Consider the following 15,195-nt stretch of genomic DNA (forward strand, 5'->3'; position numbering starts at 1 on the left):
TTGGCCTGCTCAGTGGATCGTCCCCTCCAACCACCAGTGGACCGCCTCGCGCATCATCTCCTCGGGCACGACGTGGGGTCCCTCGAACTCGTGGTAATTCACGTCGTAGCCGGCGCGCTCGAACACGCGCATCAGCCTGCGGCTGCACCGGTCGATGGGGAGCACCCGGTCCTGCGTCCCGTGGCTCATGAAGATGCGCGGGGTGCCCAGCTGCCGCGGCGGCACCGCGAAGCCCGGTGAGAAGGCGATGATGTGCTTGAACAGGTCTCCGTTGCCGAGCCCCAGCGAGAGCGCGTACGACGCCCCATCGGAGAAGCCGCCGATGGCCACCCGCGCGGGGTCCACCGCGTAGCGCTCGAAGGTGTGCGCGAGCGCCTCGTCGATGGCGTGCACGTCCGGCCCGAAGTCCTCCACGATGACGTCCCACGTGGGCCCTTGTGAGCCCGGGGCCAGGAGGAGGAGGTTCGCGTCATCGGCCAGGGGCTGGAGCAGCTCCAATCCGTGCCGGGCCGAGCCTCCCGCTCCGTGGAGCATCACCGCGAGCGGCGCGGGCTGGTCCGGCCGGTAGCCGGGGGGCACGTAGAGGATGCCATCGTGCTCGAGGCTCTCGCCGAGTGGATGCAGGCCTGTCGGGCCCTCGGTCCGCGGGGATCCCGGTTGTGCCCGCAGACGCCCCGCCCGGGCCGAACGCCAGACCTCTTCCTGCCGCCCGGTTTCGCCCTTCTCCCTGGTGCTCATCGACCTGGCCCTCCGTCGTCTGGGCTCAATCTGGCACGGCCAGGCAGCGAGGACGACTCCCGTGTCTCCTCGGCGACTGGGGTGCCTGCTTCGTCGGGATGTATGCGGCGAGTGCCTGGACGGATGCCTGCTTCCCGTGGGGAACCCGGGGGTCGGATTCCCTCACCCCGGGGGGCTTGCCCCCCCCTTTGAACGACGGGGGGCTCCTCTCCCGGGGGGGAGAGGGGAAATGGGCACCTTGGGGGATGGCTACGACAGCCAGAAGTAGGCGGAGGCGATGAGCGAGCGCTTCTCCGTCACCTTCGACTTGTTGGCCAGGTCCGCCACCTGCCGGTCCTTCGCCGCGTAACGCTTCTCCTCCTCGTTGCGCAGCGACGCCAGCTTCTTGCGGTACTCGCGCTCCAGCCGCTCCGCGTGGCCACGGGCCTTCACCCGCTCGGCGGGGTCTTCCTGCGCGCACACCACCTTGCGCGCCTCCTGCCAGGCCTCGCGCGCCTTCTCCACCTGCTCGCGCGTCTCCAGCAGGCAGTCCTCCGCGTACCGGTCCGCCCGCTCCCGCGCCAGGTCCATCTCCAGCGCGTTGCGCCGCTCCGCCGCCCGGAGGATCTCCTCCTTGGCCGCCATCAGCGCCTGCTCCTGCATCAGCGACACCGACACCGGAGGCGGTTGCCGGCGCCGCTCCTCCTTGGCCGCCAGCTTCACGAAGTGCTCGCCGTCCGCGAGCGGCAGGACCCGGAAGCCCTTGCCGTCCCGGTCCAGCACCAGCACCAGGTGCACCATCTTCTCCTCGGGCTTCAGGCCCGTCGTCTCGAACTTGTAGACGAACCACCAGCCCTCGCTGCCCGCCAGCCGGGCCAGCCGCGCCGGCAGCTCCGCCGCGCTCAGCTGCAGGTAGTTGATGGCGTCATGCGTGCGGTCTCGCACCGCGTACGCCGCCTTGGCCACCTGGAGCCGGCCCGAGGCGCTGTTGTTGCCCAGCACCGAGCCCGTCAGGGCCTTCGCGCCCTGCTGGCGCTTCTCCAGCGCCTCCTTCGTCACCGCTCCGGCCATGCGCAGCCGCCGCCGCACGTCGCCGTCGAAGCGCTCCATCAGCACCGAGCGCGCTTCCGTCATCCGCGCGCTGATGCGCCCCTCCATGTCCGAGCGCAGCTTGTCGAAGGCCTTGTTGATGTCGTCCGGGTGGCGGCAGGACTGGTAGATGTCCAGGATGCGCCGCTCGAAGTCGACGCCGCTCTCCAGCGCGCCGAGGATCTCGTCCGACGCGCCGAACACGCCGTCGAAGAGGTTCAGCTTCTTCTCCAGCAGCTCGTACAGCCGCGCGTCCGCGGCGTTCTGCCGGTTGAGGAAGTTGATGACGAGCACGTCCCGCTGCTGGCCATAGCGGTGGCAGCGGCCGATGCGCTGCTCCACCCGCTGCGGGTTCCACGGCAGATCGTAGTTCACCACCAGGTTGCAGAACTGGAGGTTGAGTCCCTCGGCGCCCGCCTCGGTACAGATGAGGATCTGCGTCTTCTCGCGGAACTCCGTCACCAGCGCGCGGCGCTCCTCGGGGCCTCCGCCCGCGTCGCCGGAGAGCAGGGAGATCTTCCCCGCGTAACCGTTGGCGGAGAGCAGGTTGAAGAGGTACTGCTGCGTGCGCTTGGACTCGGTGAAGATGAGTGCCTTCTCCGGCCAGCCCTGGCCCTTCATCACCTTGAAGGTGCGGTCCAGGGCGCGATTGAGGGCCTCGCCCTTGGCGTTCACCTTGATGGAGTCGGCCAGGTCCGCGTACTGCTTGAGTTCCCACTGCTCGTTCTCGAGCGTGCGGATGCTCACGGGCTTGGCGGGGTCGTCCGACCACTCCTCGCCCTCCTCGACGTACTGCTTCGCCTCTTCCGGCTCGAAGAGCGCCAGGGCCTGCTGGCCCAGCCTGGCCGCCTCCAGGCGCTTGGCCAGGTTGTCCGCGAGCCGCCGCAGGGTGGGGGCGATGGCGTACGTGGAGGAGGCCAGCAGCTTGCGGTAGCAGAGCGTGAGCAGCGTCTTCTTGCCCGGCTCGATGGCCGCGACCTCGGAGCGCCGCAGGTACTCGCTCACCTTCTCGTAGAGGTCCTGCTCCTCGGGCGAGGGCGCGAAGTCCTCCACGATGGAGCGGCGGTTGGTGTAGCGCACGTACTCGCGCACCTGGCGGCGCAGCGTGCGCTGGACCACCGGGGCCAGCCGCTCCTTGAGCTCGTTGACGGCGTCCGTCTGCAGCCCGCCCGTCTCGGCCTCCAGCCGGTAGCGGCTGCGGAAGGCGTGCTCGGGGCCGAGGATCTGCTCGTCCAGGAGCGTCACCAGCCCGAACAGCTCCATCAGATCGTTCTGAAGGGGCGTGGCGGTGAGCAGCAGCTTGGGGCGGCCGCTGAGGGCGGAGCGGAGCGCCTGGCCCGTCTTGTGGCCCGCGCGGTAGGCGTTCCGCAGGCGGTGGGCCTCGTCGATGATGACGACGTCCCAGGGGATCTCCGCCACCAGCTGCGCCTTGTTGGCGGCGAACGGGTGCGAGCAGATGACGGGGAAGGGCTGATCGAAGCAGTTGCCCGTGGCGCGCACGGTGCGGCCATCCACCATCACCGACTCGAGGTCGAACTTCTCGCGCAGCTCGCTGTTCCACTGCGCCCGCAGCACGGCGGGAGCGAGGATCAGGATGCGCGTCTTCCCCTCGGCCATGAGCTGGGCGATGACCATGCCCGCCTCGATGGTTTTGCCGAGCCCCACCTCGTCCGCGAGCATGCAGCCGCCGCGCGACAGCGAGTCCATCGCGAAGCACGCGGCCTCGAGCTGGTGGGGGTTGAGATCCACCTTGGCCTCGGCGAGCGCTCCCGCGAGCCGCTCGCGCGAGTCCGAGCTCTTGATGGTGAGCTCCTCGGCGAGCAGCCGCTCGTGGAAGGACGTCAACGGCTGTGACTGCTGCTCAGCGTTCGCGCGGACCTCCGTCCCCGACACCGCCGCCGCATCCACCGCCACCCGCAGCTCCCTGAACTCCCTCGCGACCTCCGGCAAGACCCGTCTCCCTACCGTACGAAACGTGCTTCCACAGGCGTGTAGCACGAAAGAGGGGCCATTTTGGGAAGTGAGATCGCCATGTAAAGGGGGTCTTGTCCGGAGCCGAAAAATCGGCCTCGGAGCGATTGGCACGCTTTTTCTTCAGGAGCGTGGCGGCGGGGGTGGGATGCAAAGAGGGCTTGACGGCGGTGAGTGGGCTTCACCAGTCCGCGTGCTGGGGTTTGGAATCCCTCGTGTCAATCGAGCCCCTCGTGACGGAGGCAGGCGTCCTCGAACTCCAAGGCTCCTGCTGACTGCATCTCCATGAGCCATGTGCGTACGGCTTGGAGATCGACCTGGGGTGGCACATCCACGCCCAGCATCTTCGAGACGTTCAGCTCCGTCGAGCAGCCGAGTTCCTGGAACTGGCGACGCACCTTCTCCACGTGGGTTTCGTCGAAGACGATGACACGCAGCGTGCTGTTGCCCGACTCACGAACCAACTCGGAGAACACGACTTCTCCCTCTCCAGGCCGCGCGGCGACAACATCGCCCACACTGATTCCTCGGACGAAGAAGGGGATGTTGTCGAGCTCGAACAAGCCATCCTCCAAGGGTCTGGCCCAGAGCCGCTCATAGTCGACGGGGGGATAGTCCTCGTCCTCCCTTTCGAGCTTGAACAGGACCTTCACGTACTCATCTGGCATGAGACCGTGCTCCAGGGTCAGAGCTTGTCGCTCTTCTCGTTGTTGCACTCCCTGCATAGCACCTGCCCATTCGAGGGTGCTCCGTCTCCGCCCTTCGCTTTCGGAATGACATGATCCACCTGGGCCTCATGGGCCGGTGGCGTGACTCCCTTCTGGCTCTTCTGGGCATCGACGGTCGTGACACCACAGTTCTCGCAGCGCTTCTCCCCATCGTATTTCCGGGCGTTCTCATCCTTGACGTCCTTCTTGCCCTTTGGCGTGAAGCGCATGTAGGCCCGCTCGCCATTCGCGGTGCCTTTTTGAGGCGGTTTTCCACTTTTCTTTCCTGCCGCGATGGCGACGGAGTCAACGGGCAGAATCTCTTGTGCGAGAGGCTCAAGTACTGTGGCTTCTGCGTTTCGAGCCACTCCTGCCCCATCTCCCATGGCTGGCTGCGCGAAGGACGGTATGGCCGAGAGCCCAGCAACCAGCAGCAGGAGGGGCATCCACTGGAGCAGACTCAGCGGGAAGGCGGATGTACCGCGTTGAACCCGCCTCATGCCGTGTCCGTTCATTTCGTCCTCTTTCTCCGCGCAGCCTCGTATAGGCGGATTGCAGTTACAGCAGGCCGCGCGTCTTCACGTGCAGATAGGTGTTGACGGCGGCGGCGCCGAAGCCCTTCGCGGGGGCTCGCACCACGAGTGCACCGGAATCTCGGAGGGTGAGAGCCGTGCGTTGATAGTCCTCCTCGAGGCGTGCGGCGGCCTGGCGCGCGTAGGCGTCCTGCTCGGAGGCGGGGATGGCGGTGGCGGCGGCCTGGAGATCGGGATCCAGGAGCGAGGCCACCACGGGCAGGTGGCGGGGGCGCAGGGCGAGGGTGCGGGCCAGCAGGGTGCCCGAGGCGTCCGGGTCCACCAGGTCCGTGAAGAGCACCACCAGCGAGCGGCGCGAGGAGCGGGCGAAGGCGAAGTCGTAGGCGCGGCCGTAGTCGCTCTCCTCGAGGGCGGCCTCGGCGCGGTAGAGGGCCTCGGTGAGCAGGCGCAGGTGCTCGTGGCCCTTGCGCGGCGGGAGGTAGACGCGCACGTCGCTGGCGAAGGCGAGCACGCCCACCATGTCGCCCGCGTCCAGGCTCACCTTGGCCAGGCGCAGCGCCGCGTCCACGGCGTGGTCCAGCTTGCGGCGGCCGTCCACGCGGCCGGCCATGTGGCGCCCGCAGTCGAGCAGCAGCAGCACCGGCTGGTTCCGCTCGGGCTGGTACACGCGCACCATGGTGCGGGCCCGGCGCGCCGAGGCCTTCCAGTCCACGGTGCGGTAGTCGTCGCCCGTGCGGTACTCGCGGAGGGACTCGAACTCACGGCCCTCGGCGGAGCGGCGCAGGGTGCGCTCGGCGGGGGCGTCCGAGGCCATGGCGAGCGCCAGCGCCTCGCGAGTCAGAGCGGTGAGGTCCGGGTACACCTTCACGGTCTGGGCGACGGGGACGCGCACCTGGCGTGTGCACAGGCCCAGGGGCCCGAGCAGGCGCAGATGCACGTCTCCGAGGCGCAGGTCTCCGCGGGCGGGCGGCGTGAGGGCGTAGGAGACGGTGGCGTGGGGAGCGTCCGGCGAAAGGGCGAAGGGCTGCTGGTGCCCGCGTACGTCCACGCCCGGAGGCACTTCGTCACGCACCTGCCCGCGCACGGGCCTCGGGCCACGCAGGCTCAGCTCCAGGCGCACCGGGTTGGCGGTGCCCGAGGAGAGGACGGGCTCCACGGCGCGCCGCACCTCCACGTCCGAGGCGCGAGGGGCGGAGAGGAAATCGAAGGCGCACAGCAGCAGCACCGCCGCGTCCAGGGCAACGGCGAGCCACAGGAAGACGGAGCCGGCCACGGCGAGGGCGGCGGGCACGAGGGCCACCGCGACGAGGGCCACGGCGAGCCCCGTGGGGACGGGCCGGCCGGCGCTCACCGGGGGACCTGGACGCGCTCCAACGTCTGGCGGAGCACGTCGTCCGCGGTGAGGCCCTCCACCTCCGCCTCGGCCTTGAGGAGCAGGCGGTGGTTGAGGACGCTGGGGCAGACGGCCTTCACGTCGTCCGGGGTGACGAAGTCGCCGCCGTTGAGGGCCGCCCGGGCCTTGGCCGCCGCCAGCAGCGCCTGGGCCGAGCGCGGGGAGGCACCCAGCCGCACGCGGGGGTTGGCGCGCGTCTCGCGGATGAGCCGCACGGCGTAGGCGAGCACGGACTCGTCACAGGCGACGCTCGCGGCCCGCGTCTGGAGCTCCAGGAGGGTGGGGGCGTCCAGCACCCGCTCCATCTGGGCGGCCTTGCCTCCGCGCTGGTGGAAGCCGCGCACCATGTCCAGCTCGGCCTCGGGTGGCGGGTAGCCCACGCGCACCCGCATGAGGAAACGGTCCAGCTGGGCCTCGGGCAGCGGGTAGGTGCCCTCCAGCTCCAGCGGGTTCTGCGTGGCCACCACGAAGAAGTGGGGCGGCAGCACGTGCGTGGTGCCGTCGATGGTGACCTGCCGCTCCTCCATGGCCTCCAGCAGCGCGGCCTGCGTCTTGGGCGGGGTGCGGTTGATCTCGTCGGCGACGAGCACCTCGGTGAAGACGGGGCCCTTCACGAGCTGGAAGGCGTTGTCCTGGGGCCGGAAGACGTTGGTGCCGAGGATGTCGCTCGGCATCAGGTCCGGGGTGAACTGGACGCGGGTGAAGTCGAGCCCGAGCGCGGAGGCCATGCTGCGCGCGATGAGCGTCTTGGCCACGCCGGGGACGCCCTCCAGCAGCACGTGCCCGCGCGCGAGGAACGCGGTGACGAGGTCCGCCACCACCTGCGGCTGGCCGAGCACCGTGCTCTCCAGGGCCTGGAGGAGGCGGCGCAGGTCCGGCGTCACGTGGGCTTCTCCTTCAGTCCCATGAGCGAGCCCGCCAGGCTCACCAGCGCGCCCAGCAGGCCGAGGAACACGCCGAAGCTGGGAGTGGAGTTCATGATGGTGGCGTTGCCCATGGGCGAGGGCACCTCGGTGGCGTCGTACGAGAGCTTCATGAAGACGATGCACCAGAGGATGGTGAAGACGGACAGGCCGAGCTGTGCCACCCAGGGGACGAGCGCGTTGAGGTGGGGCATGAACCGGCGCACGCGCACGGTGATGGCGCCGATGATGCCGATGGCCGCCAGGACGGCGAGGAGGCCGAGACTCATCAGGCCGAGGATCTCTCCGTCGTCGGCCGTCTCCTTCCAGGGGAGGAAGCAGGAGACGAGGATGGTGACCCCGCCCGCGAAGGCGATCTTGTCGGAGCGGCCGAGCACGCCCACGAAGTCGCGGAAGTCCTCGATGACCTGCTCGGGGGCGACGATCTGCCCGGTGCCGGTGTTGGTGCCGTAGGGGTCGCGGGTGGGGACGTAGTTGATGTCGGCGGGGTCGAGCTCGGTCTGCTGGGGGCGCTTGGGCGCGGGAGCGGGTGCCGGGGCCGGACGGGCGGGAGCGCTGCCCGTGCGCGCGGCGGGACGAGGTCCGGTGGCGGCGCGAGCGCCCGTCGTCGAGCGCTGGGACGCGTTGCGGACGATGTCCTCCATGGGCCGGATGTTGGTGGCGTCCTCGTCGGCGACCGCCGGGGCCGGAGCCGGAGCAGCGGGACGGCCCGAGGAGGTGGGGACGCGGGGGCGCGAGCCGGTGCTGGCGCGGGCCGCGGGACGGGAACCGGTGGCGGCGCGAGCGCCCGAGGCGGGGCGGGACGCGGTCTGCCTGCGAGGCGGGGGCGGAGCGGCCTCCGCGTCATCCGGGGGGGCATCGGTCGAGATGAACGAGGAGTCGATGATGTAGTCGCACGATGGGCAGATGGAGGTGCCATCCGCGACCTTGGTGCCACAGCCAGGGCAGTTCAGGACCGGCGCTCCTTGAGTCTGGGAAGCGCCGAGCATCTTCCGGTGCCCGATGGCCCAAGTCAAACGGCTTACGGGCTAACCCCTGGATTTTCGCGGGGAATTGGCCTAGGCGAGGCGGCATGGATGCTCTGCGCGCCGCTGTGCCCGTCTGCCTGCTGTGGGGGTTCGTGCTGTCGGGTTGTGTCCGCTCCGTGCCGTCCGCGCCGGAGGCGGGAGGAGGGGAGGAGATCGCCCTCTGGGAGGATCGCCGCTCGCTGGCGGGGGGACGGCTGGTGGAGCTGGCGGCGAAGGGGTCCGTGCCGGTGCGCGTCCGGGCCCTGCGTGCGCTCGCCCGCATCCAGGAGCCGTCCACGATGGAGGCCGTGCTGGCCGGGTTGGGGGCCGCCGAGGTTCCCGTGCGGGACGAGGCGGCCTTCGCGGCCGGGGTACTGGCGCTCTCATGGGAGCCGCTCACGGACGCGGAGAAGGCGCGGATGACGGAGGCACTGCTCGCCGCCGAGGGCTCGGAGAAGGACGAGGGCGTGCGGCGTACGTTGCTCGAGTCGCTGGGAAAGCTGGCCACGCCAGGGGCGGTGAAGCGCTTCACGGAGCGGCTCTCGGAGGGGAGTCCGGAGGTCGCGGGCCGGGCGGCGGTGGCGCTCGGGGTGGCGGCCCGCCGGGGCGCGTCGTTGGCGGAGGTTCCGCTGGAGCGGGCGGCGGTGTTGCTCCAGTCCGGTCAGCCAGAGGCCTCCCGTTTCGGCGGGGCCTATCTCCTGGCGAGCGCGAAACGCTCCGAGGGGCTGGGCATGTTGCGGCGGTGCCTCGGAGACGAGGCCCCGGACGTGCGGGCGTTGTGCGCGAAGGGGCTCGGTGACGTGGGAGGCCCGGAGGACGCGGCCGTCGTGGGCCGGTTGCTGGGGGACGAGGTGCCCCGCGTGGCGGCCGAGGCCTCGCGGGCGCTGGCGAAGCTGGCCTCGCGGTGCAGCGGGGATTGCACCCCGTTGGACGAGCTCCGGGCCCTGGCGTCCCAGGTCGGACGCGTGGCGCGAGGGGACCCGGCGGCGGGCCACGCACTGCTCGCGCTGGCACAGCAGGGCCTGCCCGAGGCGGGACGTCCGGTGCTGATGGCATTGCGGCGCGCGCTTCAGGAGGCGACACCGGGCGCGGCCTCGGAAGTGGCCTCGGGAGATTTGATGAACCTCGATTGCCGTCTGGCGGCGGCGCTCGACCGGCAGACGGGAGCACTCGATGAGGCGCTGCGCTGTGGAGGCGGCTGGGTTCGGGCGGTGCGGCGGCTGTCACTTGGCCTGCGGGAGGTGGCGCAGTCGAAGGGCAGGGCAGGCGCGAGCGATGCGGTGCAGTACCTGTCGTATCCGGACACGCGGGTGAGGCTGGCCGCGCTCGACGCGGTGGCGTCCCGTCCGGTGCCCGAGGCCGCCGGGCCCGTGCGGGCGCTTCTCGAAGGAGAGGACCTGGTGGAGGCCGCGGCGGCGGCGAGCACGGCCGGGAAGCTGAAGGACGCGGAGGCCCTGCCCCGAGTGCGAGCGCTCGCGGAGCGTGTGCCTCGGGAGCCGGACATGGCCGGGCCGGTGGCGGAGGGGCTGGTGGCGTTGGCGGGGAAGGACGCGGAGCCGGTGCTGCGCAAGTGGCTGGAGCACCCGCACGCCAACGTGCGCCGCGTGGCGGTCGAGTCGCTCTCGGGCCTCACCGGGCAGCCCGTGCGGGCCGCGCACGTGGAGTCGCCGGACAACGCGCGCCGTCCCGAGCCCGCTCCGGTGGGGAGCACGCTCACGTTCCGTACGAACAAGGGGGACTTCACGGTGGTGCTGGACGCGGAGGCGCCGCTGACGTCGGGCAACCTCGTGGCGCTCGCGCGCGGGGGCTACTTCCGGGGCACCACCTTCCACCGCGTGGTGCCGGACTTCGTCGCGCAGGGAGGAGACCCGCGCGGAGACGGGGAGGGGGGTCCGGGCTACTCCATCCGCTGTGAGATCACCCGGCGGCCCTATCGCCGCGCCGTGCTGGGCATGGCGCTGTCGGGCAAGGACACGGGAGGCAGCCAGTTCTTCTTCACCCACTCTCCGCAGCCGCACCTGGATGGCCGCTACACGGCCTTTGGCGAGGTGACGCGCGGCATGGAGGTGGTGGATCGCCTGCTGGAGGGCGACACCATCCAGGAGGTGGAGGTGTCGCCCTGAAGCAAAGACGGCTACCGGATGGGCGTTGCTCCAGACTGGAACCCTGTCTGGACTCGTAGCTCTGACAGTGCACTCAGCAGCCACTTGCGAAGGTTGTTGCTGTGAGGAAGACGGCGAATGCTCCGGTCGGTCTCATCCAGCAAGCGCCGGGCCTCGCGATTGTCGTGCTGCGGGTGCCGTTGGCACCATCGTGCGTACAGACAGGCGACGTGGTAGCGGCGTTCGACGTTCGAGTAGCCCAGCCTCCGGATACGTCGCAACGTGGGGCCGAATACATGCCATGGACAATTGCGTCCGTATGCTTCGGTAAAAATCGTCTCGGCAATCCGCCGCTGTAACTCCTGACGCTCGAATTTCGTCCTCACCACGGAATGCAGAAGCCTGCGCTCCAGTGCCTTGAGCTTGGGCTCCAACTCCTCGAAGGAATCGTCAAAGGTCTTCACGAGCAGTTGGTCCACCGCTCGTGCCACTTCCATGAAGCGGTGCTCGGAGCTTTTGGACAGCGTCAACGGCACGGCCTCCCATCCCAGAGTACGTCTGGCCAGACACCATTGCTCTGCATGCAGACATCCTGGCAGACATGGCACAGGCTATGTCCACTGGTTTCGCTCCGAATGCTTTGAATGCGGGAGTCCAAGCAGTCATTGAATGCCTGTGTGCATCGTTTTCGGACTTCTTGGTACGGCAGACACTCGATGGGTTGATTCTGCCCCGCGAGCCGGTCTTCCTCTGTGCACCGTGTCGTCAGTGTCAGGGCTGCAGCGGCCATCAAGATCGAGCGGAACTGCACAGACCTGCTGGTGTGCATCAGACACCTCCTGTCTTGGTGCAGTGGAAGAACCCATTGCGATGAGTCTCGAACAGACCGGATAGCCACCTCAATGAGCGGAAACGCCTGCTGGTTATCCTGCGTACGGTGGCCAACAACCACGGGGCTGTGTCCTGATGATGAACGTCAACCCGGTTCCTCCCAGCCTGACCCCTGGACGCAGCGGCACAGGCATGACACGGAGGAAGCTCCTCTGGTCCCTGGGCCTCGCGACACCGCTGCTCGCCTTCACGGGAGGCTTCGCGCTCTGGAAATCCCGAGCGGCACAGAGGGCACCCGATTCCGGGCAGGCCCTCTCCAGCGCATTGCCGCATACCCGGCTCGCCCATCGGGCCGCCGTCGCGGGAGAACTGGAGCGCGCGCGAGAGGAAGCCACCGCGGCCCTGGCTGAAGCACCCGGCCATGCTCCAGCGCTTGTCGTTCTCGCGTGCGTCGCACTGGAGACGGGTGACCTCCGCGCGGCACAGGGGGTTCTGCTCCGACTGGGCTCCCTGGCTCCCGGGCAACCGGAGTTGCGGATTCTGGAGACGCTCCTGGCGAATCAGCGGCGTGATGCCCCGGTGGGCTGGAGGCAGGTCTTTCTCGAGGCCTGGACGGAACTGGGACGCCCCGACTTGCAGCAGAGTGCCTTGTTGCCGGAGCCCATGCTCGCCAGCCTCGATGAACCGGGGCTCGAGAGCGCCTGGAGCCGTGCTTCCTCCTCACGAGCACGTCTCACCCTGGCCCTGCTCTCCCCGAATCCTTCCGAGGCGCGTGCCCGTTGGGTCCTCGATCGGGTGCCGGAACTCGATGATTCCGCGCTGCTCATCGCGGCATTCGATCTGCTGCGCGACAAGAGGCTCTCGGCGTCCGTCCAGCAAGAGGCCGCGCCCGTGTTGCGCCAGCGCTTCGCTCAGCTCTCCGCGACTTCACCTTCGGCCATGCGGCTTCGCCTGTTGCACCTGCTGGTTGGAACGGAGCGGGATGAGCCGTTCAGCCCCCAGGAACTGGAAGCACTCGAGGCCATCTCGGTGCTTCCCTCCTGGAAGGAAGACTCCTTCACACGGCCTTTCCATGAGGCGCGGCGATGCCTGGAGGACCTGAAGGTGCCCGGCTCCACGGGGGCTGCCTTCGCGGTGGCGGAGCGGACGCTGGGCCATCGCGGTGCGCTCCTGCTGCTCTGGCGTGCCGCCGCCACCCGGGATCGGCTCTCCGAGGACGAGCACCGCAGGATGGGGCGCATGCTCTGGCTCATCGGAAGCCGTCTGACCGAGCAGTCCTCGCTCCTGGAGCACTCGGTGGGAACCTCGCTCATGGCGTCCGGAGCCTCCAACCTGCGGCACGGCCGCGATCAGCGGGAGGCCTTCGCGCGAGAGGACGAAGTGCACGCGGCTGTCATGACTTCGCTCCGGGCCGCGCTCGACCGATGGCCGTTGCGCTCGCTCTCGGAGCAACTGCTGGAATCACGGGCGCGCAGCGAGGTGGCCTGGCTGCGCGCCTTCGTGGGCAAGGGCGCGCTCCCGTGAGAGACGCGCTCAGCTCGCGACGCGGTTGGGCACCTTGCCCGGCGTGAAGCCGGCCCAGAGCGCGTTCTCCGCGTTCTCCATGTCCTCGACCTTCTTGCGGATGCGCTGCCACTCCGCGTCCGGAATGCGCAGGAAGGCCTCGGATAGCTCCGGGTCGAACTGCGTGCCCGAGCAGCGCTTGATTTCATCGCGCGCCACGGACATCGGCCGGCCCTTGCGGTACGGACGATCCGAGGTGATGGCGTCCACCGTGTCCGCGATGGCGAAGATGCGCGCCCCGATCACGATGTCCTTGCCCTTGAGCCCCTGCGGATAGCCCTTGCCGTCCCACCGCTCCTGGTGGTGCAGCACGATCAGCGAGGCGTCGTGCAGGTAGGGCATCTTCGCGAGGATCTTGTACCCGTACTCGGGATGCTTGCGCATCTCCACCCATTCCTCGGGGGAGAGCGGGCCGGGCTTGAGCAGGATGGTGTCGCTCACGCCAATCTTCCCGATGTCGTGCAGCAGGGCTCCCTGCTCCACCACCTCGAGCTGCGTGGGCGTCAGTCCAATCTCCTCGCCAATCCGCCGCGAGTAGAGCGACACCCGGCGCGAGTGCCACTGCGTCTCGGTATCGCGGTAGTCGAGCGCGCTGATGAGCCCATCCAGCAGGCCGTTGGTGCGCTCCACCACCATGCGCTCGAGGTCGCGGTTGATGAGCGTCAGCTCCGCGTTCTTCTCCGCCACCTCGCGCGTGAGCCGCTCGTTGGACTCCACCAGCTTGAAGTGCTCGAAGGCCTGACGCACCGCGCTGGTCAGCTCGCTGAGCGACCACGGCTTGCCCAATAGACGGAACACCTCTCCCCGGTTGACCGCCTCGGAGGCCGTACGGAAGTCCGCCGCCGCCGTCAGCATCAGGCGCACGGCACGCGGGTTCTTCTCACGCAGGGTCCTCAGGAGCTCCACGCCGTTGAGCAACGGCATCATGAAGTCCGTCAGCACCACCTGGAATCCTTCTTCCTTGGCGGCCTGGGCAGGATCCGTGTGGGTGACGACCTCGTAGCCCTCCGACTGCAGAATCCGCGACAGCGCGGCCAGAATGAGGGGATCGTCATCCACCACCAGGATGCGGTCCATGAATACAGCCTCCCAACCCTTCGATCGAAATGGGGACGGACATCGAAGAAACCGGGCCGTTATACACGGCTTTGCGCCCGAAGGTCACACCCGCTTGGGGGTGGGCTCGCACTCTTGCTCGCTTTACAACCCCTCGTAACCTCTCTTCTTTCTGGCAGGGGACGCTCTACCTGGTTCACGAGCCGCTTGCCTGTCCGGCTGGGGGTGGTCTATGGTGCGCCACATTGCTGCATTGTGGTGTAACTCCTTGATTTTTGGAGAGTTCTCCGATGCCTAGAGCCTCCGCAGGGCCGGTCCCGGTGGTGGTCATGGGGTTGGGATTCATCGGGCAGGAGATCGCCAGGGCGGCCCAGCTCTCAGCCGAGGTGGAGCTGATCGGTGCCGTGGACGCCAACCCACAGTTGGTGGGGCGTCCCCTGTCGGATGTGCTCGGGGGTCCCGCGCTGAAGGTGAAGGTGGCTGGCTCGCTGGAGGCGGCCGTGGGACGGCGCAAGGGCGCCGTGCTGCTGCATGCCACCGGCTCGCGCCTGGAGCAGGTGATGGATCAGCTGCTCGAGGCCCTCAAGCTCGGGCTGCCCATCGTCTCCACCTGTGAAGAGCTGGCCTTCCCCTTCCTCAAGTATCCCGAGCTGGCCGAGAAGCTGGACCGCGCGGCGCAAGCCGCCGGGGTGGCGGTGCTCGGCACCGGCGTCAATCCGGGCTTCGTGATGGATCGGCTGGTGGCGGTGGCGGGCCAGGCGTGCGGCCCGGTGCGCCATGCCACGGTGACGCGCGTGGTGGATGCGCGCACCCGCCGGGAAGCGCTGCAGCGCAAGGTGGGCGCCGGCCTGTCCGAGGACGAGTTCTTCGCCCTGGTGGACAAGGAGCAGATGGGGCACGTGGGGCTGGTGGAGAGCGCGGCCCTGTGCGCGCTGGGGCTCGGCATGGACTGCGACGACTTCGAGGAGGAGATCGTCCCCGTCTTCGCCGAGGAGGACATCCTGGATGGGGCCTTCCCGGTGAAGAAGGGCCGGGTGGCGGGAATCTTCCAGTCCGCCGTGGGTCTGGAGGAAGGGCAGGAGCGGGTCCGGTTGGAGCTCACCATCGCGGTGGGGGCTGACAATCCTGGGGATCGCATCGAGATTGAGTCGGACCCGAAACTGGTGCTGGAGATTCGCGGAGGGGTGCCCGGTGACCGGGCCACCGCCAACACGCTGGTGAACGCCGCTCCGCGCGTGACGGCCGCCGAGGCCGGTCTCTTGACCGTGCTCGAGCTACCGGCCGGTCGTTGAAGGAAAAAGGG

Annotated in this window: 12 protein-coding genes; 3 read left to right on the forward strand and 9 right to left on the reverse strand. The window is 69.0% G+C overall.

The window, feature by feature from the left end; all coding sequences use genetic code 11:
- Positions 1-9: 9 nt before the first annotated feature.
- The 7 genes from Q664_RS01240 to Q664_RS01270 all read right to left on the reverse strand — a co-directional run bounded on the left by Q664_RS01240 (position 10) and on the right by Q664_RS01270 (position 8,349).
- A complete protein-coding gene (locus Q664_RS01240; RefSeq protein ID WP_043388875.1) occupies positions 10-738 on the reverse strand; it encodes an alpha/beta hydrolase in 729 nt (242 codons plus the stop codon).
- A 249-nt stretch (positions 739-987) separates the two neighbouring features.
- Positions 988-3,756 (reverse strand): SNF2-related protein, encoded by a 2,769-nt coding sequence (locus Q664_RS01245; RefSeq protein ID WP_043388876.1) that lies wholly within the window; start codon positions 3,754-3,756, stop codon positions 988-990.
- A gap of 239 nt (positions 3,757-3,995) precedes the next feature.
- The gene (locus Q664_RS01250) at positions 3,996-4,445 is read right to left on the reverse strand and encodes a DUF4265 domain-containing protein (protein ID WP_043388878.1); all 450 of its coding nucleotides are present in this window, start codon (positions 4,443-4,445) and stop codon (positions 3,996-3,998) included.
- Between the two features lie 17 nt (positions 4,446-4,462).
- The gene (locus Q664_RS55965; RefSeq protein ID WP_160174305.1) at positions 4,463-4,930 is read right to left on the reverse strand and encodes an HNH endonuclease; all 468 of its coding nucleotides are present in this window, start codon (positions 4,928-4,930) and stop codon (positions 4,463-4,465) included.
- Positions 4,931-5,042: 112 nt separating this feature from the next.
- Positions 5,043-6,368 (reverse strand): DUF58 domain-containing protein, encoded by a 1,326-nt coding sequence (locus Q664_RS01260; protein WP_043388881.1) that lies wholly within the window; start codon positions 6,366-6,368, stop codon positions 5,043-5,045.
- Positions 6,365-7,294, reverse strand: a complete 930-nt coding sequence (locus Q664_RS01265; RefSeq protein WP_043388882.1) for an AAA family ATPase — start codon at positions 7,292-7,294, stop codon at positions 6,365-6,367. The genes Q664_RS01260 and Q664_RS01265 overlap by 4 nt, the downstream gene beginning before the upstream one ends.
- Positions 7,291-8,349 (reverse strand): hypothetical protein, encoded by a 1,059-nt coding sequence (locus Q664_RS01270; protein ID WP_235216509.1) that lies wholly within the window; start codon positions 8,347-8,349, stop codon positions 7,291-7,293. Before Q664_RS01270 ends, Q664_RS01265 begins: the two co-directional genes overlap by 4 nt.
- 56 nt (positions 8,350-8,405) lie before the next feature.
- On the opposite strand from Q664_RS01270, the gene Q664_RS59875 reads away from it, so the two are divergent.
- A complete protein-coding gene (locus Q664_RS59875) occupies positions 8,406-10,463 on the forward strand; it encodes a peptidylprolyl isomerase (protein ID WP_075207281.1) in 2,058 nt (685 codons plus the stop codon).
- A gap of 11 nt (positions 10,464-10,474) precedes the next feature.
- On the opposite strand, the gene Q664_RS51400 is transcribed toward Q664_RS59875, so the two are convergent.
- On the reverse strand, positions 10,475-10,978 hold the full coding sequence (locus tag Q664_RS51400) for a hypothetical protein (RefSeq protein WP_152621839.1): 504 nt from the start codon (positions 10,976-10,978) through the stop codon (positions 10,475-10,477).
- Between the two features lie 487 nt (positions 10,979-11,465).
- Here Q664_RS51400 and Q664_RS01285 point away from each other — a divergent pair, with 487 nt between their 5' ends.
- Positions 11,466-12,797, forward strand: a complete 1,332-nt coding sequence (locus Q664_RS01285) for a tetratricopeptide repeat protein (protein ID WP_152621840.1) — start codon at positions 11,466-11,468, stop codon at positions 12,795-12,797.
- Between the two features lie 9 nt (positions 12,798-12,806).
- Here Q664_RS01285 and Q664_RS01290 read toward each other — a convergent pair whose 3' ends face one another.
- The gene (locus Q664_RS01290; RefSeq protein ID WP_043388888.1) at positions 12,807-13,913 is read right to left on the reverse strand and encodes an HD domain-containing phosphohydrolase; all 1,107 of its coding nucleotides are present in this window, start codon (positions 13,911-13,913) and stop codon (positions 12,807-12,809) included.
- Between the two features lie 269 nt (positions 13,914-14,182).
- Here Q664_RS01290 and Q664_RS01295 point away from each other — a divergent pair, with 269 nt between their 5' ends.
- A complete protein-coding gene (locus Q664_RS01295; RefSeq protein WP_043388891.1) occupies positions 14,183-15,184 on the forward strand; it encodes an NAD(P)H-dependent amine dehydrogenase family protein in 1,002 nt (333 codons plus the stop codon).
- Positions 15,185-15,195: the final 11 nt, after the last annotated feature.

Origin of the sequence: Archangium violaceum Cb vi76, from assembly GCF_000733295.1 — a bacterium.
GTDB lineage: Bacteria > Myxococcota > Myxococcia > Myxococcales > Myxococcaceae > Archangium > Archangium violaceum.

What these genes read in the sequence shown, in the direction of transcription:
- Q664_RS01285 (WP_152621840.1), top strand. Translation starts at nt 11,466, where the DNA reads ATGACACGGAGGAAGCTCCTCTGGTCCCTGGGCCTCGCGACACCGCTG.
- Q664_RS01250 (WP_043388878.1), bottom strand. Translation starts at nt 4,445, where the DNA reads ATGCCAGATGAGTACGTGAAGGTCCTGTTCAAGCTCGAAAGGGAGGAC.
- Q664_RS01290 (WP_043388888.1), bottom strand. Translation starts at nt 13,913, where the DNA reads ATGGACCGCATCCTGGTGGTGGATGACGATCCCCTCATTCTGGCCGCG.
- Q664_RS01295 (WP_043388891.1), top strand. Translation starts at nt 14,183, where the DNA reads ATGCCTAGAGCCTCCGCAGGGCCGGTCCCGGTGGTGGTCATGGGGTTG.
- Q664_RS01240 (WP_043388875.1), bottom strand. Translation starts at nt 738, where the DNA reads ATGAGCACCAGGGAGAAGGGCGAAACCGGGCGGCAGGAAGAGGTCTGG.
- Q664_RS55965 (WP_160174305.1), bottom strand. Translation starts at nt 4,930, where the DNA reads ATGCCCCTCCTGCTGCTGGTTGCTGGGCTCTCGGCCATACCGTCCTTC.
- Q664_RS59875 (WP_075207281.1), top strand. Translation starts at nt 8,406, where the DNA reads ATGGATGCTCTGCGCGCCGCTGTGCCCGTCTGCCTGCTGTGGGGGTTC.